This window comes from Klenkia terrae (genome assembly GCF_900491935.1).
Taxonomy (GTDB): domain Bacteria; phylum Actinomycetota; class Actinomycetes; order Mycobacteriales; family Geodermatophilaceae; genus Klenkia; species Klenkia terrae.
Genome location: NZ_UEXK01000004.1, coordinates 2,648,490 through 2,674,538, shown reverse-complemented (window position 1 = coordinate 2,674,538; position 26,049 = coordinate 2,648,490). Strand labels below are relative to the sequence as shown.

Genomic DNA, 26,049 nt, shown 5'->3' with positions numbered 1-26,049 from the left:
CAGCTGCCTACCGGCGGAGGGGGCGGCGGCGGGAGGTGATGACGCCGGTGTCGAAGCCGGCCAGGTGCAGGCCGCCGTGGAAGCGGGCGTGCTCGATCTTCAGGCAGCGGTCCATGACCACCTCGAGGCCGGCGTCCGAGGCCCGCGCGGCCAGCGCGTCGTCGGAGAGCCCCAGCTGCAGCCAGAAGGTCTTCGCCCCCACGGCGATCGTCTCGTCCAGCACACCGGGCAGGTCGGCGGGCTTGCGGAACACGTCCACCAGGTCCGGCACACCCGGCAGCTCGGCCAGCGACGGGTAGACCGGCCGGCCCAGGATCTCGTCGACCCGCGGGTTGACGAACCAGACCTCGTACGGCGTGGTCGACAGCAGGTAGGTGGCCACGAAGTAGGAGGCCCGGGACGGGTTGTCCGAGGCGCCGACGACGGCGACCGTGCGGGTGCGGTCCAGGATGTCCTGCCGCTCCCCGGCGGTCGGGCTCACGACCGCACCGCCGCGGTCAGCGCCTGGTCCAGGTCCCACAGGATGTCCTCCACGTCCTCGAGCCCCACGGAGATCCGGATCAGGTCCGGCGAGACCCCGCCGGTCTCCAGCTGCTCCACCGACAGCTGGCCGTGCGTGGTGGACCCGGGGTGGATCACCAGGGTCCGGGCGTCGCCGATGTTGGCCAGGTGGCTGCACAGCTGCACCGACTCGATGAACCGCCGTCCGGCGTCCCGGCCGCCGACCACCCCGAAGCTGAACACCGCGCCCGGCCCCTCGGGCAGGTACCTCTGCGCCCGTTCGTGGGACGGGTGCGAGGGCAGCCCCGAGTACCGCACCCAGGCCACCCGGTCGTCGGCCTCGAGCCACTCGGCGACCCGCTGGGCGTTCGCCACGTGCTCGCGCATGCGCTGTGGCAGCGTCTCCACGCCCTGCAGCAGCAGGAACGCGCTGTGCGGGGACAGCGAGGCGCCGATGTCGCGCAGCTGCTCGCTGCGCAGCTTGGTCAGGAAGCCGTACTCGGCGAAGTTGCCCCACCAGGACAGCCCGCCGTAGGACTCGGTGGGCTCGGTCATCTGCGGGAACCGGCCGTTGTCCCAGGGGAACGTGCCGGCCTCGACCACGACGCCGCCGATCGTCGTCCCGTGGCCGCCGATGAACTTGGTCGCCGAGTGGATCACGATGTCCGCACCGTGCTCGATCGGCCGGCACAGCCACGGGGTCGCGGTCGTCGCGTCGACCACCAGCGGGATGCCCGCGGCGTGCGCGACGTCGGCCAGGCCCCGGATGTCGCTGACCTCGCTGCCGGGGTTGGCGACCACCTCGGCGAACAGCAGCTTGGTGCGGTCGGTGATCGCCGCGGCGTAGTCGGCCGGGTCGGTGCCGCGCACGAACGTCGTGGTCACCCCGAACCGGCGCAGGGTCACGTCGAGCTGGGTGATCGTGCCGCCGTACAGCGACGCCGCCGCGACGATCTCGTCGCCGGCCCCGGCGAGGGCGGCGAAGGTCAGGAACTCCGCCGACTGCCCGGACGACGTCGCCACCGCCCCGAGCCCGCCCTCCAGGGAGGCGATCCGCTCCTCGAACGCGGCGACCGTGGGGTTGCCGATCCGGGTGTAGACGTTGCCGTACTTCTGCAGCGCGAAGAGGTTGGCCGCGTCGTCGGCGCTCTCGAACACGTAGCTGGTGGTCTGGTAGATCGGCACCGCGCGGGCACCGGTGGTGGGGTCGGGCTGCCCGCCGGCGTGCAGCGCACGCGTGCGGAAACCCCAGCTGCGGTCGGCCATGCCGCCAGTGAACCCGACGGTTGCCACCGGCACCCGCCGGGCACCGGGACCACGACCGACCGACGAGCAGAGGAGACGGCATGGCCAGCGGAGTGGCGAGCGTGTGGGTGCCCGTGGACGACATGGACCGGGCCCGGGCCTTCTACCGGGACACCCTCGGGCTGCCCGAGGGCAAGGTCACCGAGGACTGGAGCGAGTTCGACGCGAACGGCCTGATGATCGGGCTCAACGCCCGCGAGGGGACGGCGCGGCACGCCGAGGGCGGCGCGGTGATCACCTTCCAGCCCGACGGCGGGATCGACGCCGAGGTGCAGCGGCTGCAGGACGCCGGGGTCGAGTTCGCCGGCGGGATCAGCGAGCACCCGTGGGGCCGGATCGCCCCGTTCACGGACTCCGAGGGCAACGACCTGCAGTTCTACGCACCCCCGGCGTGAGGCGGCTGCCGGGGTCCGCGCGGGCCCCGGCAGACTCCCCTGCGTGACCACCACCGTGCAGCTGCGCCGCTACACCGTCGAGCCGGGCCGGATGGCCGAGTTCGTGGCCTGGTTCCCGGGCATCCTGCCGGTCCGCGAGCAGTACGGCTTCCGGGTGCTCGAGGCCTGGGTCGACGAGGCCAACGACGCGTTCGTGTGGTCGGTCGCGCTGGACGGCGACGAGGCCCGGTTCCTCGAGGTCGAGGCGACCTACAACGCCTCCGCCGAGCGGGCCGCCGCCTTCGAGACGTTCCCCAAGGTGATCACAGCGCAGCTGAACTCGTTCGTCCGGCCGGCTCGGTAGCGGCCTCGCCGTCGGGGGTCTCCCGCAGCGCCGCGCGGCGGAACCGCCAGATCAGCCCGAGGACGGCGAGCTCCACCCCGGCGGCACCCGAGGCCACCCACTGGTCGGTGTAGAACAGCAGCACGTTGACCAGCGTCAGCGCCAGCAGCAGGCCGCCCTGGCCGACCTCCACGCCGCGCCGGTCCCGGCCGCGCAGCAGCAGGACGGCGGACACCAGCAGCAGCACGCCGACCACGACGTCCAGGCCGACGCGGGCCAGCAGCAGCGTCGTGCCCAGCCCGTCCTGGATGTCCACCCGGGCGTAGTCGTTGGCCGCGTCCGCCAGGGTGGTCGTCGTCCCGTCCAGCAGGTCCAGGCCGATGAAGCCGACCACGGCGAGGTCGCCCACCGCGACCACGCCCAGCACGGCCAGCGCGCCCGCGGTGAGCCGGCGCAGGCGGGTGCCGGGCAGGGTCCGGGCGGCCCACGCGGCCGCCCGGCCGGCCAGCCGGCGCAGCCGGCCCGGCTCCTCGACCCCCCCCTCCAGGGCGCCGCTGCGGGTGAGCTCCAGCAGGTCCCCGGCCAGCCGGGACAGCCGCTCCACGTCCGACCGGGAGGCCGACTCCAGTCGGCGCTCGAGCTCCCGGCGGTCGTCCCGGGACAGGTCGCGGTCGACGACGTCGCCCAGCAGCTCGAGCGCGGCGTGCAGCTCCGACCGCGGCGACCCGTCGCGCTGCCCGCGCACCCGCAGGTAGGTCCACAGCGCGAGCACGAACACCGCGTAGGCCACCGGCGCGGCCGCGGCGAAGAAGTAGTCGTTGTCGACGGTGATGAACTTGCCGATCTCGTCGACGAACAGCCCGGCGCCGACGCCGGTGGCCAGCCCCGCCGCGAGCAGCGCCGACCGGTTGGCCAGCCCCAGCGGCAGCACCCCGCCGACGAAGAGCAGCAGCCCGCCCCAGACGGCGTGCGCGATGTGCAGGGTGTCGCCGCCCACGGTCGGGTCCCCGGTGAGCTCCAGGTACAGCCGGGTCACCACGATCGACCCGCCGAAGCCGAGGAGGACCAGGAACAGGTAGCGGTCGGCGTCCAGCCGCCGGACGAGGTGGTCCAGGCGGCGGCGCAGGGCGGAGGGCACACGGTGACCTGCCCCCACGGGTTCCGGGTCAACCGCCCAGCAGGCAAGGTGACGCGGGGCCGGACCCACCCGTCCGGGGTGGCCCGGCCCGGCCCCGGCTCAACCGCGGGCCCCGGGACGACGAAGGGACGACGTGGACCTCCTACCGACGACCTCGCCGGACGGGCCGTCCGCGGCTGTCCTGGGGGCCGCCGTGGACGAGCTCGAGGCCCTGTCGCGCTTCGAGCAGGACCTGGACCGGACCGGCACGGACGCCGTCCGGGCCGCCGACGCCGCCCGGGCGCTCGGGCTGGTCGACGTCGCGCTGCGCGCGGACCTCGTCGCCGCCGACGTCCGCCGTCGGCAGGGGCACCTCGCCGAGGCCGGCTCGACGGCGCAGTCGGTGCTCCGCTGGGCCGCCGAGCACGGCGCCCCCTACGTCGAGGCCCGGGCGCACTACGTCATGGCCGCCGTGTTCCAGGAGCTGGGCGACCTGGCCCAGGCCCTCGAGCACGCCCTGCACTCCGTCGACCTCCTCGCCGAGGACACCCCGATCCCGGTGCGGATCGACCACCGCAAGCGGCTGGCCGACTGCCTGGGCCTGCAGGGCGACCTGGCCGCCCAGGACCGGTACGCCGAGGTCCTCGTCCTGGCCGAGCGGCTGGGCGACGTGACCCGGCTGATGCAGATCCTCAACAACACCGCCTACACCGCGTCGCTGGGCGGGCTGCACGACGTGGCCCAGGCCGCCGTCGTCCGGCTGCGGGACCTGGCCGCCGCGCACGGCGTCCGGTCCGACCTGGCCACGATGGACACCATCGGCCGGGTGCTGCTCAACGTGGGCCGGCCCGACGAGGCCGAGGCAGCGTTGCGCCCCGGGCTGGACCCGGCGGTGCTCGACGCCTCCCCCGACGGCGACGCCGGGGCGGACTTCCTGCTCACGCACGCCGAGGTGCAGCGCGTCCGCGGGCAGCACGCCGAGGCCCTGGCCTCCCTGCAGGAGTGCATCCGGCGCTGCGAGGCCCACGGGTTGACCGCGATCCGGATCCGCGCCCGCCGGGAGGCGGCGGCGCTGTCGGCCGCCGCGGGCGAGTGGCGCGAGGCCTACGACGAGCACGTGCGCTACGCCGAGGACGCCCTCGCCCTGCAGTCCGAGCAGCGCGACGCCCGCGCCCGGACCCTGCAGGCGATGTACGAGACCACCGAGGCCCGCCAGCAGAGCCGGCGCTACCGCGAGCTCTCGCTCCGCGACGCCCTGACCGGGCTCTACAACCGCCGCCACCTGGACGACGAGCTGCCCGTGCTGCTGGCCGCCGCCGGTGCCGACCGGCCGCTGTCGGTGGGCCTGCTCGACCTGGACCACTTCAAGCTGGTCAACGACACGTGCTCGCACGAGGTGGGCGACGAGGTGCTCCGCCGGGTGGCCCGGGTGCTGGAGGCGACCGCCGCCACCCACCGGCCGGGCTCGTTCGCGGCCCGGATGGGCGGCGAGGAGTTCCTGCTGGTCCTGGTCGACTGCCCGGCCGACGCCGCGCTCGACGTGTTCGAGGAGGTCCGCGCGACCATCGCCCGCCAGCCGTGGGAGGAGCTGACCTGCGGACTGCCGGTGACGGTCAGCGTCGGCGCGGCGATCAGCCCGCACCCGCTGCCGCTGCAGACCGCCGAGCTGCTGTCCCGCGCCGACGCCCGGCTCTACGAGGCCAAGCACGCGGGCCGCGACCGCGTGGTCGGCCCCTCGGGCACGGTCACCGCGGCAACGAACGGCTGATCCCGCGGGCCGCGGCCATCACGCCGCTGATGTTCGGCCGGACGGCGGCGGCGGAGTCCCCGCGCACCACGACCGACAGCGCGGCCACCACGGTGCCGGCCTGCCAGACCGGGGCGGCCACCGACACCGCGTCGTCGGTGACCTGCCGGTCGCTGATCGCGTGCCCGGCCCGGCGCACCTCGGCCAGCACCCGGCGCAGCTGCGCGGGGTCGACCACCGTCTGGCGCGTGTAGCGCTCCAGCGGACCGGCGAGGACGGCGTCCTGCACCGTGGTCGGGGCGTGCGCCAGCAGCACCAGCCCCACCCCGGTCGGCGGCAGCGCGAACCGGCCGCCCACCTGCGTCAGCACGGTGACCGCCCGCCGGGCGGCGAACCGCTCGACGAAGAGCACCTCGTGCCCGTCCCGCACGGCCAGCTGCACGTTCTCGTGGGTGACCTCGTACAGGTCCTCCATGAACGGCAGCGCGACCTCCCGGAGCCCGAGCGCCCGCGGGGCCAGGGCGCCCAGCTCCCACAGCCGCAGGCCGACCCGGTAGCCGCCGTCCTCGTCGCGCTCCAGGCCGCCCCAGGCGGTGAGCTCGGCCAGCAGCCGGTGCGCGGTGGGCAGCGGGAGGCCCACCGCCCGGGCGACCTCGGACAGCGTCAGGCGCGGCCGGTCCCGGGTGAAGGCGTCGAGGACGGCGAGCAGCTTGCCGTTCGCCGTCCTCACCGGCGCAGTGTCACAGCTCCAGCACCAGCTTCGGGCAGGCAGCGCGCGAGACGCAGACGAACATGACGTCGTTGGCCGCCTGCTCGTCGGGGGTGAGCAGGGAGTCGCGGTGGTCGACCTCGCCCTCGAGCACCCCGGTCTCGCAGGTGCCGCAGGTGCCCTCCTCGCAGGAGCTGAGCACCTCGACGCCGTTGTCCCGGAGCACCGCCATGATGCTGAGCTCCGGCGGCACGGTCAGGGTCTTCCCGCTCAGCGACAGCTCGACCTCGAAGGACCCGGTGAGCACGGGCGCGCCGACGTCCTTGGGCGCGAAGCGCTCCACGTGCAGCACCTCGGCCGGGCAGCGCTCCTCGACCGCGGCCAGCAGCGGCTCGGGACCGCAGCAGTAGACCGCCGTGCCCTCGGGCAGGTCGCCCAGGATCGCGTCCAGGTCGAGCAGGCCCACCTCGTCCTGCGGGTGGATCGTGCCCTCCAGCTCGGCGAGGAAGGCCATCGAGCGCCGGCTGCGCCCGCCGTAGTGCAGCTCGTAGGGCACCCCGGCGGCCCGTGCGGCGTCGGCCATCGGCAGGATCGGGGTGATCCCGATGCCGCCGGCGACGAACACGTAGCGCTGCGCCGGCACCAGCTCGAAGTTGTTGCGCGGGCCCTGCACCTGCACCTCGTCGCCCTCGTGCAGGTGGTCGTGCACGTGCGCCGACCCGCCGCGGCCCGCGGGCTCGCGCAGCACGCCGATCCGGTAGCGGCTGCGGTCGGCGGGGTCGCCGCACAGCGAGTACTGCCGGGTGAGCGAGTCGGTGAGCAGCAGGTCGACGTGCGCGCCCGGCGTCCAGGCGGGCAGGTCGGCCCCGGCGGGGTCGGTCAGCTCCAGGACGACGACGCCCTCCGCCCCCTCGGTGCGCCGGGCGACGGCCAGCCGCAGCCGCTGCTCCGTCGTCCCGGCGGCCGCCTCCTGCACGGCGGTCACCGGAGCGGCGTCCGCGGGCCGGCGGCCTGCTCGGGCCGGGCGACCCGGTGCGGCGGCGGCACGTGCACCGCGGCCGTCCCGGCGTCGGGCTCGGCGACCTGGCCCGGGTGGTCGGGGTGCGCCAACAGCCACTGCCACATGCCGATCGGGTCGCCGCCCTCGGCGTGCGCCCCGCAGGAGCACTCCCCCAGCAGCCGGTCGCTGCCGGGCAGCCAGGCCACCCGGGTGACCCGGTCGCCGACCAGGACCCGGGTCGGCGTCGCCGTCGGGCCGGCCGGGACGGTCCGCAACGGGCCGGTCATCGGTCTGGTCATCGAGCCAGGGCCGCGGGGCTCTCGGGCACCTGCTCGGCACCGGCGGCGGCCTGCGCGGCCATGATCCGGCGTGCAGCGAGGCCACCGGTGTCGATGTTGATCGACAGCTCCTGGTAGCCGTCGGGCTCGCCGGCGAGCACCCGCTCCAGGGTGTCCAGGGCGACGACGTCCTGCAGCACGACGGTGCGGTTGCTCTCGCGCAGGAAGTCGCTCACGCCCTCGTCCTCGAGCGCGAAGTCCCGGGCCACGGCCCAGAAGTCGTGCGTCGAGTGCTCGGTCTCGGGCGTGATCGCGTAGACGACCTCGACGTGGAAGCCGCCGGGGTCGGTGCCGTCCTCGTTGGGCAGCGTGCCGACCGGGGCGACCCGGCTGTGCAGCAGGTAGAGGCACGGCGGGTGGAACTCGATGTCCTGCCAGCGCACGATCCGGCCCTCGATGCCCGTGGACTTCGCGTAGAACGGCGGGCAGTCGGCGTCGTCCATGTGCCGGGAGACGTAGACGACCTGGGCGTCCTCGTCGACCTCGGTGGTGATGGGGGTGTTGGCCACCTCGGGCGTGCCGATGTAGCCGCCGTGCAGGTAGGTCTCGTGGGAGAGGTCCATGAGGTTGTCCACCAGCAGGCTGGCCCGGGCGGCGAGGGGCTCCATGCCGCTGACGGTGGTGTAGCCCTCCTGGTCGAGCCAGGGTGCCCGCGGGATCGGCACGGTGTCGCTGCGGTCGTCGTCGCCGATGAACACCCAGACGAAGCTGTCCTGCTCCACAACGGGGTAGCTCTTGAGCCGGGCGGTGCGCGGCACGCGGGTCTGCCCGGGGACGGCGACGCACGTGCCGTCGGCGTCGTAGGTGAAGCCGTGGTAGCCGCAGACGACGGTGTCGCCGACCAGGTGGGAGGGCTTCTCGCTCAGCGGGAAGCGGCGGTGCACGCAGCGGTCGCTCATCGCGGTGGCCGAGCCGTCCTCGCGGCGCCAGAAGAGGATGGACTCCCCGCAGATGGTGCGGCCGAACACCTCCCGGCCGACCTCGCGGCCGTAGGCGGCGACGTACCACTGGTTGCGGACGATCGAGGTCATGCGGGTCCCTCCCGGGCGTCGACGGTGACCGGTCCAGCGTGACCGCTGTCACCGGGACCCGGAAGGCCGCTTCCGCCTCGTGGAAGCACACCCGTGGCCGGGGTCAGGTGGCGGCGCGGCGGCGCAGCTCGGCGCGCTGGACCTTGGCCGACGCGGTCATCGGCAGCTCGTCGACCAGGTGCCAGCGGCGGGGCACCTTGAACGGCGACAGCCGGTCCCGGCACCAGGCCTCGAGCTCGGCCACGTCGACGTCGGCACCGGCCGGCACCACGAACCCGACCACCAGCTCGCCCCACCGCTCGTCCGGCGCCCCGACGACGGCGGCCAGCGCGACGCCCGGGTGGGCGGCCAGCGCCTCCTCCACCTCGACCGGCGACACGTTCTCGCCGCCGGTCTTGATCATGTCCTTGAGCCGGCCGACCACCCGGCAGGCCCCGGACGCCGACATCTCGGCCAGGTCGCCGGTGTGCAGCCAGCCCTCGTCGTCCAGCGCGGGCACCGGCGGGTCGGCCAGGTAGCCGTCGGTGAGCCGGGCGCCCCGCACCCACAGCTCGCCGGGCTCCCCCACCGGCACCGGGACGCCGTCCGGCCCGCAGATCCGCACCTCGGTGCCGGCCAGCGGCCCGCCGACGGTGCCCCGCCGCACCTCGTCGGGGTCGCCCGGACCGGTCATCAGCGCCGACCCGCACGTCTCGGTCATCCCGAACGTCGTCGCCAGCCGGGCGCCGAAGGCCGCCTCGACCCGGTCCACGAACGCCGGGGTCACCGTCATCCCGCCGGTGACCAGCACCGCCAGGTCGGGCAGGTCGGGCACGCCCTCGCTCACCAGCAGGTCCAGCAACGTCGGGGCCGCCGACAGCATCGTGACCCGCGACGACGCCAGCACCTCGAGCACCGGCCCCGGCGCGAACGGCAGCACCACGTGGTCGGCCCGGGCCCACAGCGCACCGACGACGCCCAGCACGTTGCCCGCGGTGTGGAACAGCGGCATCGGGTTGCACCACACCCGCCCGGCGGTGGGACCCAGCCGGTCGGCGAACGCCGCCCCGGTGGCGACCATCCCGGCGTGGGTGATCCGCACGCCCTTGGCCCGCCCCGTCGTCCCGGAGGTGAACTGCACCTGGGCCAGCGAGTCCGGCGCCACCTCGGGCAGCGCGCCCGGCGGCGCCAGCAGCGACCGCCAGTCGGCCACCACCTGCACCCCGGGGACGGCGGCGCAGAACTCGGCACCCGGGCCGTCCGCGACCGCGACCCGCGCCCCGGCCAGGGTCAGCGCGTGCTCGACCTCGGCCGGGCGGGACCGCGGGTTGACCGGCACCAGCGTCTGCCCGGCCAGCGCCACGCCGAGCTGGACAAGCACCGGCGCCGGGCCGTTGGCCAGGCAGGTGGCGACCCGGGCACCCGGTCCGGCCAGCTGCAGCAGGCCGGTGGCCAGCGACGTCGCGTCGGCGAGCAGCCGCGCCGCGCTCCAGCTCTCCCCGGTGGCCGGGGTGGTCAGGAGGACGTCGTCCGGCCCCAGCTCGACCGCCCGGCGGAGGACGTCGCCCAGGACGCCCCCCGCCGGACCGGTCGCCGGCGCCCGCAGCTCGCTGGTGACGAGCGCGGGCACCGGTCAGCCCCCGTAGGAGAAGGACTCGGCGCTGGGACCGCTGACCTGGTCGAGCAGCTCCAGGCCGGCCTCGGCGTCCGCGCTGACCTTCGACACGAAGACCGTGGTGGTCGGCGACTGGCCGACCTCGGAGTAGTCCAGGCCGTCGGGCAGCAGGCCCTCGGTGTCGGTCGAGCTGCTGTCGCGGAACGCGGCGACAACGCCCTCCGGGGTCAGGTCACCGGCCTCGCAGGCACCCTCGAGCGCCTGCTTGAGCAGCTCGGCCTGCACGTAGGCCAGCGGCACCTCCCAGCCCAGCGCACCGTCCGGGTCGGCCGACGCGTAGAGTTCGTTGGCCGCCTGCACGCCGGCGGAGTCGGGGTTGGCGTAGGGCGAGATGCTGGTCATCGAGTACGCGTTGGCCAGCAGCGCGTCGGCGGCCGGGGTGGTCAGCAGCGAGGGGTTGAACGTCGGGTTCATGCCGATGATCGGCACGTCGGCGCCCTGCGAGGCCAGCACGCCGGCCAGCGAGGCGAACTGGGTCGGGGCGGCGGCGAGCACCACACCGGCCACGTCGGCCTGGGCCAGCGCGGAGGCCTGCGCGGACAGGTCGGTGGTGGCCGGGGTGATCTCCTGGGCCAGGATCTCCACCCCGCGCTCCTGCGCCGCGTGCTCGGCGCCGGCCAGGGCGTCCCCGCCGTAGTCGCCGGTGAAGTAGACGACGCCGATGGTCGAGCCCTCGGGCACGTCCAGGTCGTCGAGCATGTAGTCCACGGCGTTGGCGGCCTGGATGGCGTTGGAGGCACCGGGCAGCTGGTTGTTCTCGAAGGCCAGCGCCGAGCCGGCCCAGCCGACCCCGCCCACGTAGAGGGAGTCCTGCTCGGCCAGCGGCAGCACCGCGGAGCTGGTCGGGCCGCCGAGCACCTGCTGCAGCGCGACGACGTCGGGGGCCATCGAGCGGTAGAGGGTGACCGCGCGCTGCGGGTCGTAGCCGTGGTCCTGCACGTCCACGGTCACGTCGCGGTCGCAGATCCCGCCGTCGGCGTTGACCTGGTCCCAGTAGGCCTGGGTCTCGGTCACCTGGACGGCGGCACCGGCGGCGAACGGGCCGGAGAGGTCGGTGAGCATCCCGATGGTCATCTCGCTGTCGGTCACCCCGTTGCCGGTGGCGACGTCGTCCCCACCGCCCTCACCGGAGGACGACGACGGGGCGGTGGTGCTGCACGCCGCCAGCGCCAGGGCGGCGGCGGACAGCGTGGCGGCGGCGCGGAGGCGGTGCTTCATCGGGTGGTCTCCTTCGACCGGGATGGTGCGGCGACGGCCGGCTGGCCGACGGCGGGGGTGGGGCGCAGGCGGGCACGGAGCCGGCGGGCGGCACCGGCCAGCCCGCCGCGGAGGAACACCAGGACGGCGATGATCGCCAGCCCGTAGACGATCCGGGCGGCGGTGGAGGGGTCCAGCCCGCCCGAGCCGGGGGCGGCCAGGAACGGCAGCGCCGAGCTGTACTGGGCCAGCACCAGCGGGAGCGAGGTCACGAAGACCGCCCCGACGACGGCGCCGGCCACCGAGCCCAGCCCGCCCAGCACGATCATCACCAGGAAGTCGACCGAGGCGGTCAGGCTGAAGACGTCGGGGGCGACCCGGCCGTAGGCCAGCGCCAGCATCGCGCCGGCCACCCCGGCGTAGGCCGAGGAGACGACGAACGCCGACCGCTTGGCCCCGGCGACCCCGATGCCCATGGCGGCGGCCGCGGTCTCGGAGTCCCGGACGTTGGCCCAGGCCCGCCCGGTCCGGCCGGCCCGCAGGTTCGACGCCAGCCAGATGGCCACCACCGCGAGCAGGAGGAACAGGTACCAGAGCCGGTGCAGGCCGCTGAACTCCACGCCGGCGATCGCCAGGTAGTCGGGGTCCCGGTTGCTGAAGCTGAAGCCCAGGACCGCGAAGGGCTCCACCGAGCGGCCGACGAACCCGCCGGTCCACTGGTCCAGGTTCACCAGCAGGTGCCGGACGACGAAGACCAGCCCGAGGGTGGCCAGGCCCAGGTAGATGCCGCGCAGCCGCCCCGCGATCGGGGAGAACGCCGCACCGACGCCGGCGCTGACCACGGCGGCGAGCACCAGGCCCAGCACCGGGGGCAGGCCGAGGCCGGAGACCGACGTCGTCGACTCCCCGGTGGACCAGGCGAACACGTAGGCCCCGATCGCGGCGAAGGCGGCGTGGCCCAGGGACAGCTGGCCGGCCACGCCCACCAGCAGGGTCAGCCCGACCGCACCGATGGCGGTGGCCATGACGAACAGGCCGGTCTGCAGCCAGAAGTCGCTCATGACCAGCGGCAGGGCCAGGGCGACGAGCAGGAGCACCAGCCCGCTGATCCGGCGAGGGAGGTCAGACACGGACGGCCTCCTTGCTGCCCAGCAGGCCCGAGGGCCGCACGAGCAGGACGACGATCATGACGACGTACGGGGCGACCTCGCCGAACCCGGACCCCAGGAAGGGCTCCAGGTCGGACTCGTAGCCGGTGACCAGCGCGCTGGTGAGCCCGATGAGCAGCCCGCCGATGACCGCGCCGGGCACCGAGTCGAAGCCGCCGAGCACCCAGGCCGGGATGGCCGCGAAGGCGCTGAGCGCGACGGTCGGCGCCACGCCGGGGGCCGGGAAGGAGGTGAGGAAGATGCCGGCGACGGCGGCCAGCACCCCGGCCAGCGCCCACCCGGTGGCCGCGGTGCGGGACAGCCGGATGCCCATGAGGGAGGCGGTCGGCCCGTCGGCGGCCGCGGCCCGCATGCCCACGCCCAGGTCGGTGCGGGAGAACAGGTACCAGAGCGCACCGAAGGCGACCACCGTGACGCCGGCGGCGAGCACGCGTCCGGTGGGCAGGGAGACGTCGCCGAACCGGACCACCGAGGCACCCCACGGCGCGCCCAGGGTGAGCACCTGGTTGCCGATCCGCCGGGTCAGCTCGGTGAGCAGCACGATGTCCACGCCGAGCATGAGGATCGCCGCGGTGTCGGGCTTCTTGTCCGCCAGGTTGCGCACCAGGACGGCGTTGATGGCCACCCCGACGAGCGCGGCCCCGGCCAGCCCGACCAGCACCGCGGGCCAGAACCCGATGCTGTCGTGCAGCACGGCGACCAGGTAGGCGCCCAGCAGCACGATCGAGCCGTGCGCGAAGTTGAGCACCCCGGTCGAGGTGAACACGATCGCGAACCCGGCGGCGATGAGGCTGAGCACCAGGCCGTAGGACAGCCCGTTCAGCACCTGCTCGAGGAGGTAGCTCATGCGGCGGCCGCTCCCAGGTAGGCCCGGAGCACCTCGGGGTCGCGCTGCACGGCGGCCGGCGTCCCCTCGGCGATCTTCTTCCCGAAGTCCAGGACGGTGACCTGCTCGGCCAGCCCCATGACGAAGGGCATGTCGTGCTCGACCAGCACGATCGACAGCCCGAGGTCCCGGCGGACCTGGCGGATGGTCTCGGCCATCTCCTGCGACTCCCCGTGGGTCATGCCGGCGACCGGCTCGTCGAGCAGCAGCAGCGAGGGCCGCGCGGCCAGGGCCCGGCCCATCTCGACCCGCTTGCGGTCGCCGTAGGCCAGCGTGTGCACCGGGGTGCGCAGCAGGTGCGCGATCCCCAGCATCTCGGCGATCCCGCCGACGGTCTCGCGGTGCTCGCGCTCCTCGCGCCGGGCACCGGGGAGCCGGAGCATGCCGGGCACCAGGCCACGGCGCATCAGCCGGTGCCGGCCGACCAGCAGGTTGTCCTCGACGGTGTCCTCGAGGGCCAGCGAGATGTTCTGGAAGGTCCGGGCCACGCCCAGCCCGGCGACCCGGTCCGGCCGCAGCGCGGTCAGCTCGGCGTCCCCGTAGTGCACGGCGCCCTCGGTGGCCCGGTAGGTGCCGCCCAGCACGTTGACCAGCGTGGACTTGCCCGCGCCGTTGGGCCCGATCAGCGCGTGCACGGTGCCGGGCTCGACGGTGAAGGAGACCTCGCTGAGCGCGGTGATGCCGCCGAACCGCACGGTCAGGCCCTCGACCCGCAGCCGCTGCGGCGGCTCGGCGGTGGGGATCGCCGGCTCGCTCTCGACCACCTCGGTGGCCACCACGGGGACGGCGACGCCCAGGTACCGCTCCTGCACGTCGTCGCTGGCGGCCAGCTCGTCCGCCGTCCCCGACGCGGTGACCCGGCCGATCTCCAGCACCGAGGCGGCGTGCGCGACCCGCAGGCCCATCACCGCGTTCTGCTCGATCAGCAGGACGGCGGTGCCCTGCCGGTTGATCTCGGTGACGATCTCGCCGATCTGGTCGACCAGCAGCGGGGCCAGGCCCAGGCTCGGCTCGTCGAGCAGCAGCAGCTGCGGCGAGGCCATGAGCGCCCGGCCCATCGCCAGCATCTGCTGCTGGCCGCCGGACAGCAGGCCACCGGGCTGGTCGCGGCGCTCGGCCAGGATCGGGAACAGGTCGAACACCCGGTCGCAGGCCTCGGCGCGGGCCGCCTTGTCCCGCACGGTGTACCCGCCGGCCCGGAGGTTCTCGGCCACGGTCAGGTCGCGGAAGATCCGCCGTCCCTCGGGCACCTGGACCAGCCCGCGCCGGACGACGTCCGCGGCGTCGGCCCCGGCGAGGTCCTGCCCGGCGAAGGTGATCGTGCCGCCGGTGACCGCGCCGCCGTAGGGCTGCAGCGACCGGGAGACCGCCCGCAGCAGCGAGGTCTTGCCGGCCCCGTTGGACCCCAGGACGGCGACGACCTGCCCGGGCGCGACGGTCAGCGAGACGTCGGACAGCGCGGTGATCGTCCCGTCGTAGACGACGTCGAGGTGCTCGACGGACAGCAGCGGTGCGGACATCGATGTCCTTCACGATCGACTGGGGTGTTCCAGGTCACGAGAAAGCTAGAGAAAACCTCTACGTCCGTCAAGAAGTTGTCTACCTTTCGTCGGACCTGGTGCAGCTGTGCTGGGATCTGCGGGACCGAGGAGGCACATGGACGGGCCCGGGCCGGGGGCGGCGCACCGCCCGCAGGCGCTCCTGCTGAACTTCCTGGGCTCCCAGGTGCTCGACGCCGACCTGCCGCCGCTGCCGTCGTCCACGCTGCTGGACGTGCTCGCCGACCTCGGCGTGGCCGAGGCGGCCGGGCGGGCGACGCTGCAGCGGATGGTCCAGCGCGGCCTGCTCGCCCGCGGCCAGGTCGGCCGGACGGCGGAGTACTCGCTGACCCCGCGGATCGAGGCGGTGCTGCGCCGGGCCGACCGCCGGGTCAGCTCCCCGACCCCGTTCGAGCACCCGCCCGGGGAGTGGACGCTGCTCAGCTACTCGGTGCCCGAGACCCAGCGGGTGCTGCGGCACCGGGTGCGCGGCGCGCTGGCCTGGGCCGGGTTCGGCGGGCTGCGCGACGGCCTGTGGATCGCCCCGGGCACCGTCGACGTGGCCGCCGTCCTCGGCGACCGGGGGCTGGCCGAGGCGACCGGGCTGGCCGACGCGTTCGGCGCCCGTCCCCTGCCGGGCACCGACGTCGACGGGATGGTGCGGCGGGCCTGGGACGTCCCCGCGGTGCGCGCCGCGCACCTGCGCTTCACCGAGACCTGGGGCGGTCCGCCCCCGGTCGCGGGCTCGATGGCCCAGCTGACCCTGCTCGGCGCGGACTGGCTGGACCTGCTGCAGGCCGACCCCGGGTTGCCGGCGCAGAACCTGGGCCCGGACTGGCCCGCCGCGGCCAGCGCCGCCACCTACCGGCGCGCCCGCACCGCGCTGGAGCCGGCCGCCCGGGCCGCGCTGGAGCGCAGCCTGCGCGCCACCGGCCGCGTCGCCTGACTGTGAGGCTGGCAGGGTCGGCTCATCGGTGATGGGCTGATGGCTGGCAGCAGTGGGCGTGACCCTTCGCCTGACTGGCTTCGTGCCTTCGACGGGACTTGTCCGTCTGCTGCTGCCGGCACCGGCCCGGCCGGAGACGTTGGCCTGATCAGGAGCTTGACCGCCAGTTGACGCTGGCGTGTCTCATCACAGTCCTGCCATCTCCGCACCGGACCGGGACCTGCACGCGTCGCCCCGGTCAAGGAGAACAACGCATGTCCATGTTGGCAGAACTGGTCGAGGTCGTCATCGGCGTCGACACCCACAGCCAGACCCACACCGCCGCCGTTGTCGAGGTGGCCACCGGCGGGGTGCTGGCCCGGGCCACGGTGCCCGCCGACCCCGACGGCTACGCCGAACTGCTCGCCCTGGCCGAGCAGCACCCGGGCCTGCGGGCCTGGGCGATGGAAGGAGCCGGCGGCTACGGCGCCGGCCTGGCCCGCCACCTGGCCGAGGTCGGTGAGTGGGTGGTGGAGCTGGACCGCCCCAAGCGCCCGGCGCGGCGTGCCGGGGCCAAGTCCGACCCCATCGACGCCGAGCGCGCCGCCCGGGACGCGCTGGCCCGTACCCAGCTGGCCGCACCCAAGACCGGCCCCGAGCGGGCCGCGCTGCAGATGCGGCTGACCGCCCGACGGATGGCAGTCCAAGCCGCCACCGACGCCGGCCGGCAACTGCTTGCCATGGTCATCACCGCACCAGAGGTCGTGCGCGCCCGGTTCCGCGGCCAGTCCACTCGCACCATGATCACCACCGCCGCAGCGCTACGACCAGGTGCCAGCAGTGGCGCCATCGACGTGCTCACCGCGCTGACGGTGCTGCGGGACCTGGCCCGCCGCGTCCGGTTCCTCGAAGCCGAAGCGCTCGAGCACGAGAAGGCGATCCGGGCCGTCGTGCGCTCCTGGCGACCGGACCTGCTCGAGGTCAGCGGGGTCGGCCCCATCGTGGCCGCCACAGTGCTCACCGCCTGGTCCCACCCGGGGCGTTGCCGCAGCGACGCCGCCTTCGCGATGCTCGCCGGCACCGCACCGATCCCCGCGTCTTCGGGCAAGACGGTGCGCTACCGGCTCAACCGCTCCGGGGACCGCCAACTCAACCGCGCCCTGCACACCGTGGCCCTCAGCCGCCTGCAACGGGACGAGCGCACCCGCGCCTACGCCGACCGCCGCCGAGCCCAAGGCAAGACCGACCGGGAGATCAAACGCTGCCTCAAGCGCTACATCGCCCGAGAACTCTTCCGACGCCTGGAATCAGCACCGGCTGCGGCTTGACGAACCATAGGAGCGTCCCCGCCGGCCCCGGGTCAGCCGGCCGCGGTCCAGATGCGGGTGAGCATGTCCCGCAGCCGCTCGCGCTCGGCCTCGGCGAGCAGGCCCAGCGGCACCTCGACCGCCTCGGTCGCCGCGCGCTCGGCGTCGGCCCGCACCCGCCGGCCGGCGTCGGTGGCCACCACCAGCCGGGTGCGCCGGTCGGCCTCGGACGGCCGGCGCTCGACCAGCCCGGCACCGGCCAGCTCGTCGACCAGCAGCACCACCTGGGACGGGTCCAGCCCCAGGACGTCGGCCAGCTCGCGCTGGGTCACCCCGTCCGCGGCGTCGCAAGCCAGCACCAGCACCGAGTACTGGCGCACCCGCAGCCCGTGCGAGGTGAGCGCGGCGTTGGTCGCCCGGACGACGGCGCCGCTGGCGCGGGAGAGCAGGAACCCCAGGTCGTCGGTCAGCGGGTGACCCATGAACACCTCCATCGTTGACAACCTCCATGATACCGACCTACGGTCCGGGCACCACCCCCTGCACCGAGGAGAACCCGTGGAGCTGACCGGCAAGGTCGCCGTCGTCACCGGATCCGGCCGGGGCCTCGGCCTCGCCTACGCCCAGGAGCTGGCCCGCCGCGGCGCAGCCGTCGTGGTCAACGACGTGGACGCCGAGGTCGCGCAGGCCGCCGTCGACGCGATCACCGCCGACGGGGGCAGCGCCGTCGCCGAGGTCGTGCCCGTCGGGTCCAGCGAGGCCGCCCAGGCCCTGGTCGACCGCGCCGTCGCCGAGTTCGGCCGGCTGGACGTGCTGGTCAACAACGCCGGCATCCTGCGCGACACCACGCTGTGGAAGATGACCGACGAGCAGTTCGACGCGGTCATCACCACCCACCTGCGCGGCACCTTCACCTGCACCCGCGCCGCCGCGGTCAAGCTGCGCGAGCAGGGCGAGGGCGGCCGGATCATCTGCATCGGCTCCCCCACCGGCCAGGTCGGCAACTTCGGCCAGACCAACTACGCCGCGGCCAAGGCCGGCATCGTCGGCATGGTGCGCACCTGGGCGATGGAGCTGGCCCGGGCGCAGATCACCGTGAACGCCGTCGTCCCGGTGGCCGCCACCGCGATGACCGAGACGGTGCCCTTCCTGGAGCCCTACGTCACCGCGCTGAAGAACGGCGACCCACTGCCGCCCTACGCCCGCAAGCAGCTGGGCTTCGGGTCGGCGCAGGACGTCGCCGGGCTGATCGCCTTCCTCGCCTCCGACGAGGCCGCCGGCATCACCGGCCAGGCCATCGGCATCGGCGGCGACCGGCTGGCGCTGTGGACCCACCCGGTCGAGACCGTCGTGGAGTTCGCCGACGGCACCGGCTGGTCGGCCGAGGCCATCGCCGACGCCTGGGGCCCCACGTTCGAGGCCTCGAAGCAGACCGTCGGCCAGCAGTTCGAGCCGGAGTCCTGAGATGGCCCTGCAGCTGGACCTGGACGCCCTGGTCGCCATCGACGTGCACACCCACGTGCACGCCGACACCCACGGCCACCTGGCGCTGGACGACGAGCTCAACGCCGCGGCCGCGAAGTACTTCAAGGGCGACCCCTACGACCCCACCGTCCCGGACATCGCCGCGGACTACCGGGCCAAGAACATGGCCGCGGTCGTGTTCACCGTGGACATCGAGCACGCCACCGGCCACCCGGCGCTGAGCAACGAGGAGATCGCCGACCTCGCCGCCCAGCACCCCGACGTCCTGATCCCGTTCGGGTCGGTCGACCCCGCCCGCGGCGCCAAGGGCATCGCGCTGGCCCGGAAGCTGGTGACCGAGCACGACGTCCGCGGGTTCAAGTTCCACCCGTCGATCCAGGCCTTCGAGCCCAACGACCGCGCGGTCTACCCCCTCTACGAGGAGCTGCAGAACCTCGGCGTCCCGGCGCTGTTCCACACCGGCCAGACCGGGATCGGCGCCGGCCTGCCCGGCGGGCGCGGCATCAAGCTGCGCTACTCCGACCCGATGCTGCTGGACGACGTCGCCGCCGACTTCCCCGGGCTGACGATCATCATGGCGCACCCCTCGGTGCCCTGGCAGGACTCCGCGATCTCGATCGCCACGCACAAGGCCAACGTCTACATCGACCTGTCCGGCTGGTCGCCGAAGTACTTCCCGCCGCAGCTGGTCAAGGCCGCCAACGGCCTGCTCAAGCGCAAGGTGCTCTTCGGGTCGGACTACCCGTTGCTCAAGCCCGAGCGCTGGATGGCCGACTTCGAGACCCTCGACATCAAGCCCGAGGTCAAGCCGCTGATCTTCAAGGAGAACGCGATCCGCGCCCTGGGGCTGAGGTGAGGAATGCCGGCCTGGGCTCGTGGCCCGAGCGGCACCTGCGCAGCTCCGCGCACAAGCCGGCTCTGTGGTTCGAGGGCACGACGACGACGCACGGCGAGTTCGCGCTGCGGGTGCGCCGCGCCGCGGCGGCGCTGGCCGGGCTCGGCGTCCAGCGCGGTGACCGGGTGGCCTGGCTCGGCGCCAACCACCCGGCCGGCCTGGAGACCCTCTACGCCTGCGGCCAGCTCGGGGCGATCTGGGTGCCGGTCAACGCCCGGCTCACCCCGCCCGAGGCGAAGTACGTGCTCGAGCACTCCGGCGCCACGCTGGTCGTGCACGGGCGGGAGCACGGGACGACGGCCGACGCCCTCCGCGAGGCGCTCCCCGCCGTCCGCACCTGGGTGGCCGGTGAGACCCCGCTGGCCGGCGGCGCCGACTCGCTGGACTGGCAGCAGCTGCTCGCCGGTGCCGAGCCGGTGCAGCGGGACGAGCCGGTCACCCTCGACGACGTCTGCCTGATCATGTACACCTCCGGGACCACCGGCCGGCCCAAGGGCGCGGTCCTGACCCACGGGAACATGACCTGGTCGTGCATGAGCCAGGTGCTCGGCTTCGACTTCGCCCCGGACGAGCGGACCCTCGCGCTGGCGCCGCTGTTCCACATCGGCGGGCTGAACGGGACGCTCAACCCCACGCTCATGCGCGGCGGCTGCGGCGTGCTGGTGCGTGGTTTCGACCCGCCGGCGACCCTGGCGGTCATCGCCGAGCAGCGGGTGACGTCGTTCTTCGCCGTCCCCACGATGCTCGACGCGCTCAGCCGCCAGCCGGACTTCGCCACCCTCGACCTGTCGGCGTTGCGCACCATCGGCGCGGCCGGGGCGCCGCTGCCGCTGCCGCTGCTGCGCACCTGGCTGGACCGGGGGATCACCGTGCAGCAGGCGTACGGGATGACCGAGTCGGCGCCGGCCGGCACCGCGCTGGACAGCGCCGACGCGGCGGACCACGTCGGGTCGGCCGGCAAGCCGCAGTTCTTCACCGACGTCAAGGTCGTGCGACCGGACGGGACGACCTGCCCGCCCGGCGAGGTCGGCGAGATCGTGCTGTCCGGGCCGAACATCATGGCCGGCTACTGGAACGCACCGGAGGCCACCGCCGCGGCGATCGTCGACGGCTGGTACCACTCCGGGGACGCCGGCTCCACCGACGAGGACGGCTACCTCTACATCCGCGACCGGTACAAGGACATGATCATCTCCGGCGGGGAGAACGTGTACCCGGCCGAGGTGGAGTCCACGATGCTGGAGCTGCCCGAGGTGTCCGAGGTCGCCGTCATCGGTGTCCCGGACCCGCACTGGGGCGAGGTCGGCCTGGCCGTCGTCGTCCCGACCCCCGGGGCGGTGCAGGACGCCGAGGCGCTGCGCGCCGCGCTGCGGGAGAAGCTGGCCGGGTTCAAGGTGCCCAAGCAGGTGCGGTTCGTGACCGAGCTGCCCAAGACCGCCACCGGCAAGATCCGCAAGCCCGACCTGAGATCCACGTACTCACCGAGGAGTGACGCATGACCACCACCACGACGATCGCCGAGATCGCCGGCCTCCAGGGCACCGAGCTGGGCACCAGCGACTGGTACGAGATCACCCAGGAGGCGGTCAACACCTTCGCCGACGCCACCGGTGACCACCAGTGGATCCACGTCGACGTCGAGCGGGCCAAGGCCGAGAGCCCCTTCGGCGGCCCGATCGCCCACGGGTTCATGACCCTCTCGCTGGCCGTCCCGCTCGCCACCGCGACGTACACGATCAGCGACGCGGTGATGGGCGTGAACTACGGCCTCAACAAGGTCCGCTTCCCCGCCCCGGTCCCGGTCGGCTCGCGGGTGCGCGCGACGACCACGCTGAAGTCGGTCGAGGAGGTCGCCGGCGGGGTGCAGAACACCATCGCCGTCGTCATCGAGCGCGAGGGCGCCGACAAGCCGGTCTGCATCGCCGAGTGGGTCACCCGCGCGTACGGCGCACCCGCCTCCTGACCCCGCACACGACGGCATGGGAGCCCATGCACCCGGTCACGGGCCCCGTCCCCGGGTGCATGGGCTCCCATGCCTGCCCGGGCGGGGCGTGACAGGGTGCCGGGCATGCGCATCGCCGTCTTCACCGGGTCGCAGGCCGGCCCGCCGTCCCACCAGCACGCCGCGGCCGGGTTCGCCGAGTCCCTCGCCCGGGCCGGCGTCGGCATCGTCTACGGCGGTGGCCGGGTCGGGATGATGGGCACGGTGGCCGACGCCGCGCTGGCCGCCGGCGGCGAGGTGGTCGGGGTGATCCCGCAGCACCTGGTCGACGACGAGCTCGCCCACCCCGGGCTGACCGACCTGCGGGTCGTGCAGACCATGCACGAGCGCAAGGCCGCGATGGCCGACCTGTCCGACGCCTTCGTCGCCCTGCCCGGTGCCGCCGGCACCCTGGAGGAGCTCTTCGAGGCCTGGACCTGGGGCATGCTCGGCCTGCACGCCAAGCCGACGCTGCTGCTGGACGTCGACGACTTCTGGCAGCCGCTGCTCACCCAGCTGCACCGGATGGTCGACGACGGGTACCTCGACGGCCGCCGCCTGGACGCCCTCGGTGTGGTGCACACCGCCGACGGCCTGCTGGAGTTCGTGTCCGGCTACCGGCACCCCGAGCGGAAGTGGCGGAAGCCGCCTCAGGGCTGAGCCAGCTCCTGGGCGCCCTTGCCGTCGACCGTCTCGCGCACGACGTCGGCGTGCCCGGCGTGCCGCGCCAGCTCCTCGACCAGGTGCAGCAGCACCCAGCGGACGGTGGGCTCGACGTCGGCGGCGACGTACTGCCGGGTCTCCGCGCTCAACGGCACCGGCCGGCCCAGGTCCGGCTCGGCCCGGACCACCTGCTCGGTGCGCCCGGCGACGACGTCCCACCGGGCCAGCAGCGAGGCCACCGTGTCCTCGGGGGTCAGCTCGAAGCCCGCCACCCACCCGGCCGGGCCCTCGTCGGGGACGCCCCCGCCCACCCGCGCGCCCACCCAGGTGTCCTCCCCCCAGACGGCGTGCTTCACCAGCACCGCCAGCGACAGCGCGCTGGCGCTGGGCACCGCCCGCGCCTGCTCCTCGGTGAGGCCCGACACCGCGGCCCGGAAGGCGGCCCGCTGGTCGGCGATCGACCGCAACCACAGCTCGTGCTCGTCCACGACCCCACCCTGGCCCGGTCGGGCCGCGGGCGGAAGCCCCACCACCTACCGTCGGGCGCGTGGAGTCCTGGGACGTCGTCGTGGTCGGGGGCGGTCCCGCCGGCGCGGCCGCGGCCCTGGCCGCCCGGCGGCACGGGGCATCGGTGCTGGTCCTGGACCGGTCGGACTTCCCGCGGGACAAGGTGTGCGGCGACGGCATCGCCCCCGAGGCGCTGGACGTGCTGGCCGCCCTCGGGGTGGACGTCGACGCGGTCACCGCGGGGTACCCCGCCGTCCCGCGGCTGCGGCTGACGTCGCCGTCGGGCCGCACCGTGGAGCGGGCCATGCACCGGCCGGCCGTCGTCGTCCCCCGGGCGGTGCTGGACGGCCGGGTGCTCGCCGCGGCGCTGGACGCCGGTGCGCAGTTCCGCCGGCACACCGTCCGCCGGGTCACCACCGGTCCCGCCGGCGTCGACGTGGACGGCGTGCTCACCGCCGGGGTGCTCATCGGGGCGGACGGCGCGGAGTCCGTCGTCCGGCGGGCGCTGGGGATCGGACCCAACCGCCCGGACCGGCTGGCCATCGCGATCCGCGGCTACGCGCCGGCCGGGGACCCCGGCGTGCAGGTGATCACCACGACCGACCAGCGCTGGCCGGCCTACGCCTGGTCCTTCCCGATCGGCGACGGCCGGGCCAACGTGGGCTACGGCGAGCTGGTCAGCGGCGGGGCGACCCGCGCCGGGCTGCTCGAGGGCCTGCACCGGCTGCTGCCCGGCACCGCACCGGAGCAGCTCCGGGCCCACCGGCTGCCGCTGTCCACCGGCCGGCCCCGCCAGCCCGACGGCCGGGTGCTGCTGGCCGGGGACGCGGTCTCCCTGATCAACCCGATGACCGGCGAGGGCATCTTCTACGCCGTGCTGTCCGGGGCGCTCGCCGGTGCCGCGGCGGCGCACGGCGCGGACGCCGGGCGGGTGTTCCGCACCGCGCTGCAGCGCCGGCTGGGCCGGCACCTGCAGCACACCGCCGCGGCCTCCCGGCTCAGCAGCCGGCCCTGGTTGATGGACGCCGCCTTCGGGGCCGCGGCCGCCGACCAGCGGGTCTTCGACGACGTGGTCGCGCTGGGCCTGGCCGACGGGCGGCTGACCGCCCGCACCCTGGGGTCGGCGGTCGCCTCGCTCAGCCGACGCGCGCCCCGGCCGCGGTGCTGAACCGGTCCCGGCCGGCCCGCTTGGCCGCGTAGAGCGCCGCGTCCGCGGCGCCGTAGAGCCCCTTCGGGTCGTCCGCGTCCGACGGCGAGTGCGCGCCGCCGACGCTGACGGTCAGCGGCAGCAGCCGGCCGTCGGCCAGCGGGAGCGGGGCCGTCCGGACGGCGGCGACCAGGTCGGCGGCACGCCCGGCCAGGCCCTCGCGGGTGCACCCGGGCAGCACCATGACCAGCTCGTCGCCGCCGAGCCGGCCGACCACGCAGTCGGTGTGCCGGACCTGGCCGCGCACCACGTCGGCCAGGTGGACCAGCGCCTCGTCCCCGACCAGGTGCCCGTGCACGTCGTTGATCCGCTTGAAGCCGTCCACGTCGACCATGAGCACGGCGACCTGGCCCCGGGCGACCGCGTCGGCCAGCGCGGCGTCGACCGCCCCGCGCCGGAGCAGGCCGGTCAGGCCGTCGGCGGTGGCCTGCCGGTGCACGACCTCGAAGGCCCGGTCCCGGCGGTCGGCCGACCGGACGAGCACGACGGTGACGGCCAGCATCGCCGTCCCCACGACGACGGCGTCGGTGAAGCCCTGCGCCGTGGGGTCGACCACCACCGTGGCCAGACCGCTGCCCACCACGCCGACGCCGGCGGCGAGCAGCGCGCCGGCGCGGCGCAGCTGGGTGGCGGCGAGCAGGACCGGCACGACCAGGAAGATCTGGGCCGCCGCGGAGGTGTCCGCGGTGACCAGGTTGGTCACCCCGACGGTCACCGAGCCCAGCGCGGGGACGGCGAAGAGCACGCCGGCGCGGTCGAACCGGTCGGCCCCGCCCCGCACCAGGGCCACCGAGGTCCCGATGAGCAGCAGGGCCACCAGGAGGCAGCCGGCCATCTGCAGCGGCGCCAGCCGGGGCGGCAGGAACAGCGTCCACGGCAGCAGGAGCAGCCCGCTGAAGCCGGTCAACGTCGCCGCTGCCCGCGCCGCCGCGACCGGCTCGCGGGCTCGGAGTCCCTGGGGTGCTCGCACACCTGACCATCGGCCGGGGCGCGACCCGGCCGCAGACCCCCTCACCCGAGGTGGGCAGGCGCACCCGCCACGGCGAACCCGTCGCGCCCGGCCCGCTTCGCCGAGTACAGGGCCGCGTCGGCAACCGCGTACAGGGCCCGGACGTCGGCCGCGTGGTCCGGCGCGTGCGCCACCCCCACGCTGACGGTCAGCCGGAGCGGGGTGCCGTCGGCCAGCAGCAGCGGGGTGCTGCGGACGGCGTCCACCAGGTCCGCGGCACGGCCGGCGGCGACCTCGACCGGGCAGCCGGGGAGCAGCACCGCCAGCTCGTCGCCGCCCAGCCGGCTGACCACGGCGTCGGTGCTGCGCACGGCCGCGGTGAGCACGGCGCCGACGTGCTGCAGGACGGCGTCGCCGACCGGGTGGCCGTGGACGTCGTTGACGGACGTGAAGTGGTCGAGGTCGACCAGCACGAGCGCGGTGCCGGTGGCCGAGCGGGCGGTGGTGAGGGAGGCGGCCATCGCGTCGTCCAGCACCCGCCGGGTGACCAGGCCGGTGAGCCCGTCGACGGCGGCCACCCGCTCGAGCTCGGCGACCAGCGCGGCCATGTGCTCCATGCCGTGCACCACGAAGACGGCCAGGATCACCAGGCAGCCGCAGACCAGCAGCACGTCCACCGCGACCTGCACCCCCTCGCCCGGGGTCCCGGTGAGCAGCAGGACCAGCGAGCCGCCCAGGCAGGTCAGCGCGGTGACGGCCACCGCGGCGGGCCGGGTGAACATGCTGGTCGCGTAGAGGACCGGCAGCGCGAGCAGGATCGCCCAGGCGTGCAGCCCGGCGGCGACCAGCACCGTGCTCACGGTGACCGCGGCGACCGCGGTGAGCGCCGCCGTCGCCGCCGCGAGGTCGCCGGCCCGGGTGCGCACCGGCACCAGCCAGACGACCGCGGCGTGCACCACGAGTGCTCCGGCCAGGGCCCAGCCGATGGCCGAGCCCGCGGCCGGGGGCAGCACGACGAGCGCGACCGCCAGCAGCCCGGCGCCGCTGAGCAGCAGCGGTGCGGCCACCAACCGGGTCAGCCCCGGCCGGACGGGCTGCGACCACCGCGGTCCCCGGCCGCGGGCTGCCGACGGGGTCGCCGACGGCCCGCGGGCACCGACCGGGGTCGGGCCGCGGTCACGCAGGGACGCAGCGGGGGGCACGACCAGGACATCGACCGCC

General features: G+C 74.8%; 27 protein-coding genes. 11 read left to right on the top strand and 16 right to left on the bottom strand.

The annotated features are described in order from the left end of the window. Window positions 1-7: 7 nt before the first annotated feature. On the bottom strand, window positions 8-481 hold the full coding sequence (locus LFA75_RS13475) for a CoA-binding protein (RefSeq protein WP_225234141.1): 474 nt from the start codon (window positions 479-481) through the stop codon (window positions 8-10). Continuing rightward, window positions 478-1,767 carry an O-acetylhomoserine aminocarboxypropyltransferase/cysteine synthase family protein gene (locus LFA75_RS13470; protein WP_225234140.1) on the bottom strand — a complete coding sequence of 430 codons (1,290 nt, stop codon included), beginning with the start codon at window positions 1,765-1,767 and terminating at the stop codon, window positions 478-480. The genes LFA75_RS13475 and LFA75_RS13470 overlap by 4 nt, the downstream gene beginning before the upstream one ends. A gap of 80 nt (window positions 1,768-1,847) precedes the next feature. On the opposite strand from LFA75_RS13470, the gene LFA75_RS13465 reads away from it, so the two are divergent. Together LFA75_RS13465 and LFA75_RS13460 are read left to right on the top strand one after the other, a co-directional pair. Continuing rightward, the gene (locus LFA75_RS13465; protein WP_225234139.1) at window positions 1,848-2,201 is read left to right on the top strand and encodes a VOC family protein; all 354 of its coding nucleotides are present in this window, start codon (window positions 1,848-1,850) and stop codon (window positions 2,199-2,201) included. 43 nt (window positions 2,202-2,244) lie between these two features. Next, window positions 2,245-2,544: a hypothetical protein gene (locus LFA75_RS13460; RefSeq protein WP_225234138.1), complete on the top strand. Its 300-nt coding sequence runs from the start codon at window positions 2,245-2,247 to the stop codon at window positions 2,542-2,544. On the opposite strand, the gene LFA75_RS13455 is transcribed toward LFA75_RS13460, so the two are convergent. Then, window positions 2,504-3,661: a hypothetical protein gene (locus LFA75_RS13455; protein WP_225234137.1), complete on the bottom strand. Its 1,158-nt coding sequence runs from the start codon at window positions 3,659-3,661 to the stop codon at window positions 2,504-2,506. The two genes, LFA75_RS13460 and LFA75_RS13455, sit on opposite strands and share 41 nt — an antisense overlap. Window positions 3,662-3,794: 133 nt before the next feature. Between LFA75_RS13455 and LFA75_RS13450 the strand changes: the two genes are divergently transcribed. Next, window positions 3,795-5,408 (top strand): tetratricopeptide repeat-containing diguanylate cyclase, encoded by a 1,614-nt coding sequence (locus LFA75_RS13450; protein WP_225234136.1) that lies wholly within the window; start codon window positions 3,795-3,797, stop codon window positions 5,406-5,408. On the opposite strand, the gene LFA75_RS13445 is transcribed toward LFA75_RS13450, so the two are convergent. From LFA75_RS13445 to LFA75_RS24285, 9 genes are all read right to left on the bottom strand, one after another. Next, window positions 5,386-6,117: an IclR family transcriptional regulator gene (locus LFA75_RS13445; protein WP_225234135.1), complete on the bottom strand. Its 732-nt coding sequence runs from the start codon at window positions 6,115-6,117 to the stop codon at window positions 5,386-5,388. The genes LFA75_RS13450 and LFA75_RS13445 overlap by 23 nt on opposite strands. Before the next feature lie 10 nt (window positions 6,118-6,127). Next, a complete protein-coding gene (locus LFA75_RS13440; RefSeq protein ID WP_225234134.1) occupies window positions 6,128-7,081 on the bottom strand; it encodes a PDR/VanB family oxidoreductase in 954 nt (317 codons plus the stop codon). Then, complete coding sequence (locus tag LFA75_RS13435) at window positions 7,078-7,395, bottom strand: hypothetical protein (protein ID WP_225234133.1); 318 nt, start codon at window positions 7,393-7,395, stop codon at window positions 7,078-7,080. The genes LFA75_RS13440 and LFA75_RS13435 overlap by 4 nt, the downstream gene beginning before the upstream one ends. Beyond that, on the bottom strand, window positions 7,392-8,465 hold the full coding sequence (locus LFA75_RS13430) for an aromatic ring-hydroxylating dioxygenase subunit alpha (protein ID WP_225234132.1): 1,074 nt from the start codon (window positions 8,463-8,465) through the stop codon (window positions 7,392-7,394). The genes LFA75_RS13435 and LFA75_RS13430 overlap by 4 nt, the downstream gene beginning before the upstream one ends. A gap of 103 nt (window positions 8,466-8,568) precedes the next feature. Beyond that, the gene (locus LFA75_RS13425; protein WP_225234131.1) at window positions 8,569-10,074 is read right to left on the bottom strand and encodes a class I adenylate-forming enzyme family protein; all 1,506 of its coding nucleotides are present in this window, start codon (window positions 10,072-10,074) and stop codon (window positions 8,569-8,571) included. A gap of 3 nt (window positions 10,075-10,077) precedes the next feature. After that, window positions 10,078-11,337, bottom strand: coding sequence for an ABC transporter substrate-binding protein (locus tag LFA75_RS13420; RefSeq protein ID WP_225234130.1), 1,260 nt, complete (start codon window positions 11,335-11,337; stop codon window positions 10,078-10,080). Further along, window positions 11,334-12,446 (bottom strand): branched-chain amino acid ABC transporter permease, encoded by a 1,113-nt coding sequence (locus LFA75_RS13415; protein WP_225234129.1) that lies wholly within the window; start codon window positions 12,444-12,446, stop codon window positions 11,334-11,336. Before LFA75_RS13415 ends, LFA75_RS13420 begins: the two co-directional genes overlap by 4 nt. Further along, window positions 12,439-13,332: a branched-chain amino acid ABC transporter permease gene (locus LFA75_RS13410; protein ID WP_225234128.1), complete on the bottom strand. Its 894-nt coding sequence runs from the start codon at window positions 13,330-13,332 to the stop codon at window positions 12,439-12,441. The genes LFA75_RS13415 and LFA75_RS13410 overlap by 8 nt, the downstream gene beginning before the upstream one ends. Then, window positions 13,329-14,891 carry an ATP-binding cassette domain-containing protein gene (locus LFA75_RS24285; RefSeq protein ID WP_225234127.1) on the bottom strand — a complete coding sequence of 521 codons (1,563 nt, stop codon included), beginning with the start codon at window positions 14,889-14,891 and terminating at the stop codon, window positions 13,329-13,331. The genes LFA75_RS13410 and LFA75_RS24285 overlap by 4 nt, the downstream gene beginning before the upstream one ends. Window positions 14,892-15,027: 136 nt before the next feature. On the opposite strand from LFA75_RS24285, the gene LFA75_RS13400 reads away from it, so the two are divergent. Beyond that, window positions 15,028-15,855, top strand: a complete 828-nt coding sequence (locus tag LFA75_RS13400) for a PaaX family transcriptional regulator (RefSeq protein ID WP_225234126.1) — start codon at window positions 15,028-15,030, stop codon at window positions 15,853-15,855. Window positions 15,856-16,109: 254 nt separating this feature from the next. Then, window positions 16,110-17,162 carry an IS110 family RNA-guided transposase gene (locus tag LFA75_RS13395; protein WP_225232357.1) on the top strand — a complete coding sequence of 351 codons (1,053 nt, stop codon included), beginning with the start codon at window positions 16,110-16,112 and terminating at the stop codon, window positions 17,160-17,162. A 32-nt stretch (window positions 17,163-17,194) separates the two neighbouring features. On the opposite strand, the gene LFA75_RS13390 is transcribed toward LFA75_RS13395, so the two are convergent. After that, window positions 17,195-17,623, bottom strand: coding sequence for a MarR family winged helix-turn-helix transcriptional regulator (locus tag LFA75_RS13390; protein ID WP_225234125.1), 429 nt, complete (start codon window positions 17,621-17,623; stop codon window positions 17,195-17,197). 76 nt (window positions 17,624-17,699) lie between these two features. Here LFA75_RS13390 and LFA75_RS13385 point away from each other — a divergent pair, with 76 nt between their 5' ends. The 5 genes from LFA75_RS13385 to LFA75_RS13365 all read left to right on the top strand — a co-directional run bounded on the left by LFA75_RS13385 (window position 17,700) and on the right by LFA75_RS13365 (window position 22,162). Continuing rightward, window positions 17,700-18,605: an SDR family oxidoreductase gene (locus LFA75_RS13385; RefSeq protein ID WP_225234124.1), complete on the top strand. Its 906-nt coding sequence runs from the start codon at window positions 17,700-17,702 to the stop codon at window positions 18,603-18,605. A gap of 13 nt (window positions 18,606-18,618) precedes the next feature. Beyond that, the gene (locus LFA75_RS13380; protein WP_318250073.1) at window positions 18,619-19,482 is read left to right on the top strand and encodes an amidohydrolase family protein; all 864 of its coding nucleotides are present in this window, start codon (window positions 18,619-18,621) and stop codon (window positions 19,480-19,482) included. After that, the gene (locus LFA75_RS13375; protein ID WP_225234122.1) at window positions 19,479-21,020 is read left to right on the top strand and encodes an acyl-CoA synthetase; all 1,542 of its coding nucleotides are present in this window, start codon (window positions 19,479-19,481) and stop codon (window positions 21,018-21,020) included. Before LFA75_RS13380 ends, LFA75_RS13375 begins: the two co-directional genes overlap by 4 nt. Then, on the top strand, window positions 21,017-21,484 hold the full coding sequence (locus LFA75_RS13370; protein ID WP_225234121.1) for a MaoC family dehydratase: 468 nt from the start codon (window positions 21,017-21,019) through the stop codon (window positions 21,482-21,484). The genes LFA75_RS13375 and LFA75_RS13370 overlap by 4 nt, the downstream gene beginning before the upstream one ends. Window positions 21,485-21,589: 105 nt before the next feature. Next, complete coding sequence (locus tag LFA75_RS13365) at window positions 21,590-22,162, top strand: LOG family protein (RefSeq protein ID WP_225234120.1); 573 nt, start codon at window positions 21,590-21,592, stop codon at window positions 22,160-22,162. Here LFA75_RS13365 and LFA75_RS13360 read toward each other — a convergent pair. Continuing rightward, window positions 22,153-22,653, bottom strand: a complete 501-nt coding sequence (locus tag LFA75_RS13360; protein ID WP_225234119.1) for a DinB family protein — start codon at window positions 22,651-22,653, stop codon at window positions 22,153-22,155. The two genes, LFA75_RS13365 and LFA75_RS13360, sit on opposite strands and share 10 nt — an antisense overlap. Before the next feature lie 59 nt (window positions 22,654-22,712). Between LFA75_RS13360 and LFA75_RS13355 the strand changes: the two genes are divergently transcribed. Then, window positions 22,713-23,840: an NAD(P)/FAD-dependent oxidoreductase gene (locus LFA75_RS13355; protein ID WP_225234118.1), complete on the top strand. Its 1,128-nt coding sequence runs from the start codon at window positions 22,713-22,715 to the stop codon at window positions 23,838-23,840. On the opposite strand, the gene LFA75_RS13350 is transcribed toward LFA75_RS13355, so the two are convergent. Both LFA75_RS13350 and LFA75_RS13345 read right to left on the bottom strand, forming a co-directional pair. Then, window positions 23,809-24,849, bottom strand: a complete 1,041-nt coding sequence (locus tag LFA75_RS13350) for a GGDEF domain-containing protein (protein WP_225234117.1) — start codon at window positions 24,847-24,849, stop codon at window positions 23,809-23,811. The two genes, LFA75_RS13355 and LFA75_RS13350, sit on opposite strands and share 32 nt — an antisense overlap. 41 nt (window positions 24,850-24,890) lie before the next feature. Beyond that, on the bottom strand, window positions 24,891-25,895 hold the full coding sequence (locus tag LFA75_RS13345) for a GGDEF domain-containing protein (protein ID WP_225234116.1): 1,005 nt from the start codon (window positions 25,893-25,895) through the stop codon (window positions 24,891-24,893). Window positions 25,896-26,049 lie beyond the last annotated feature (154 nt).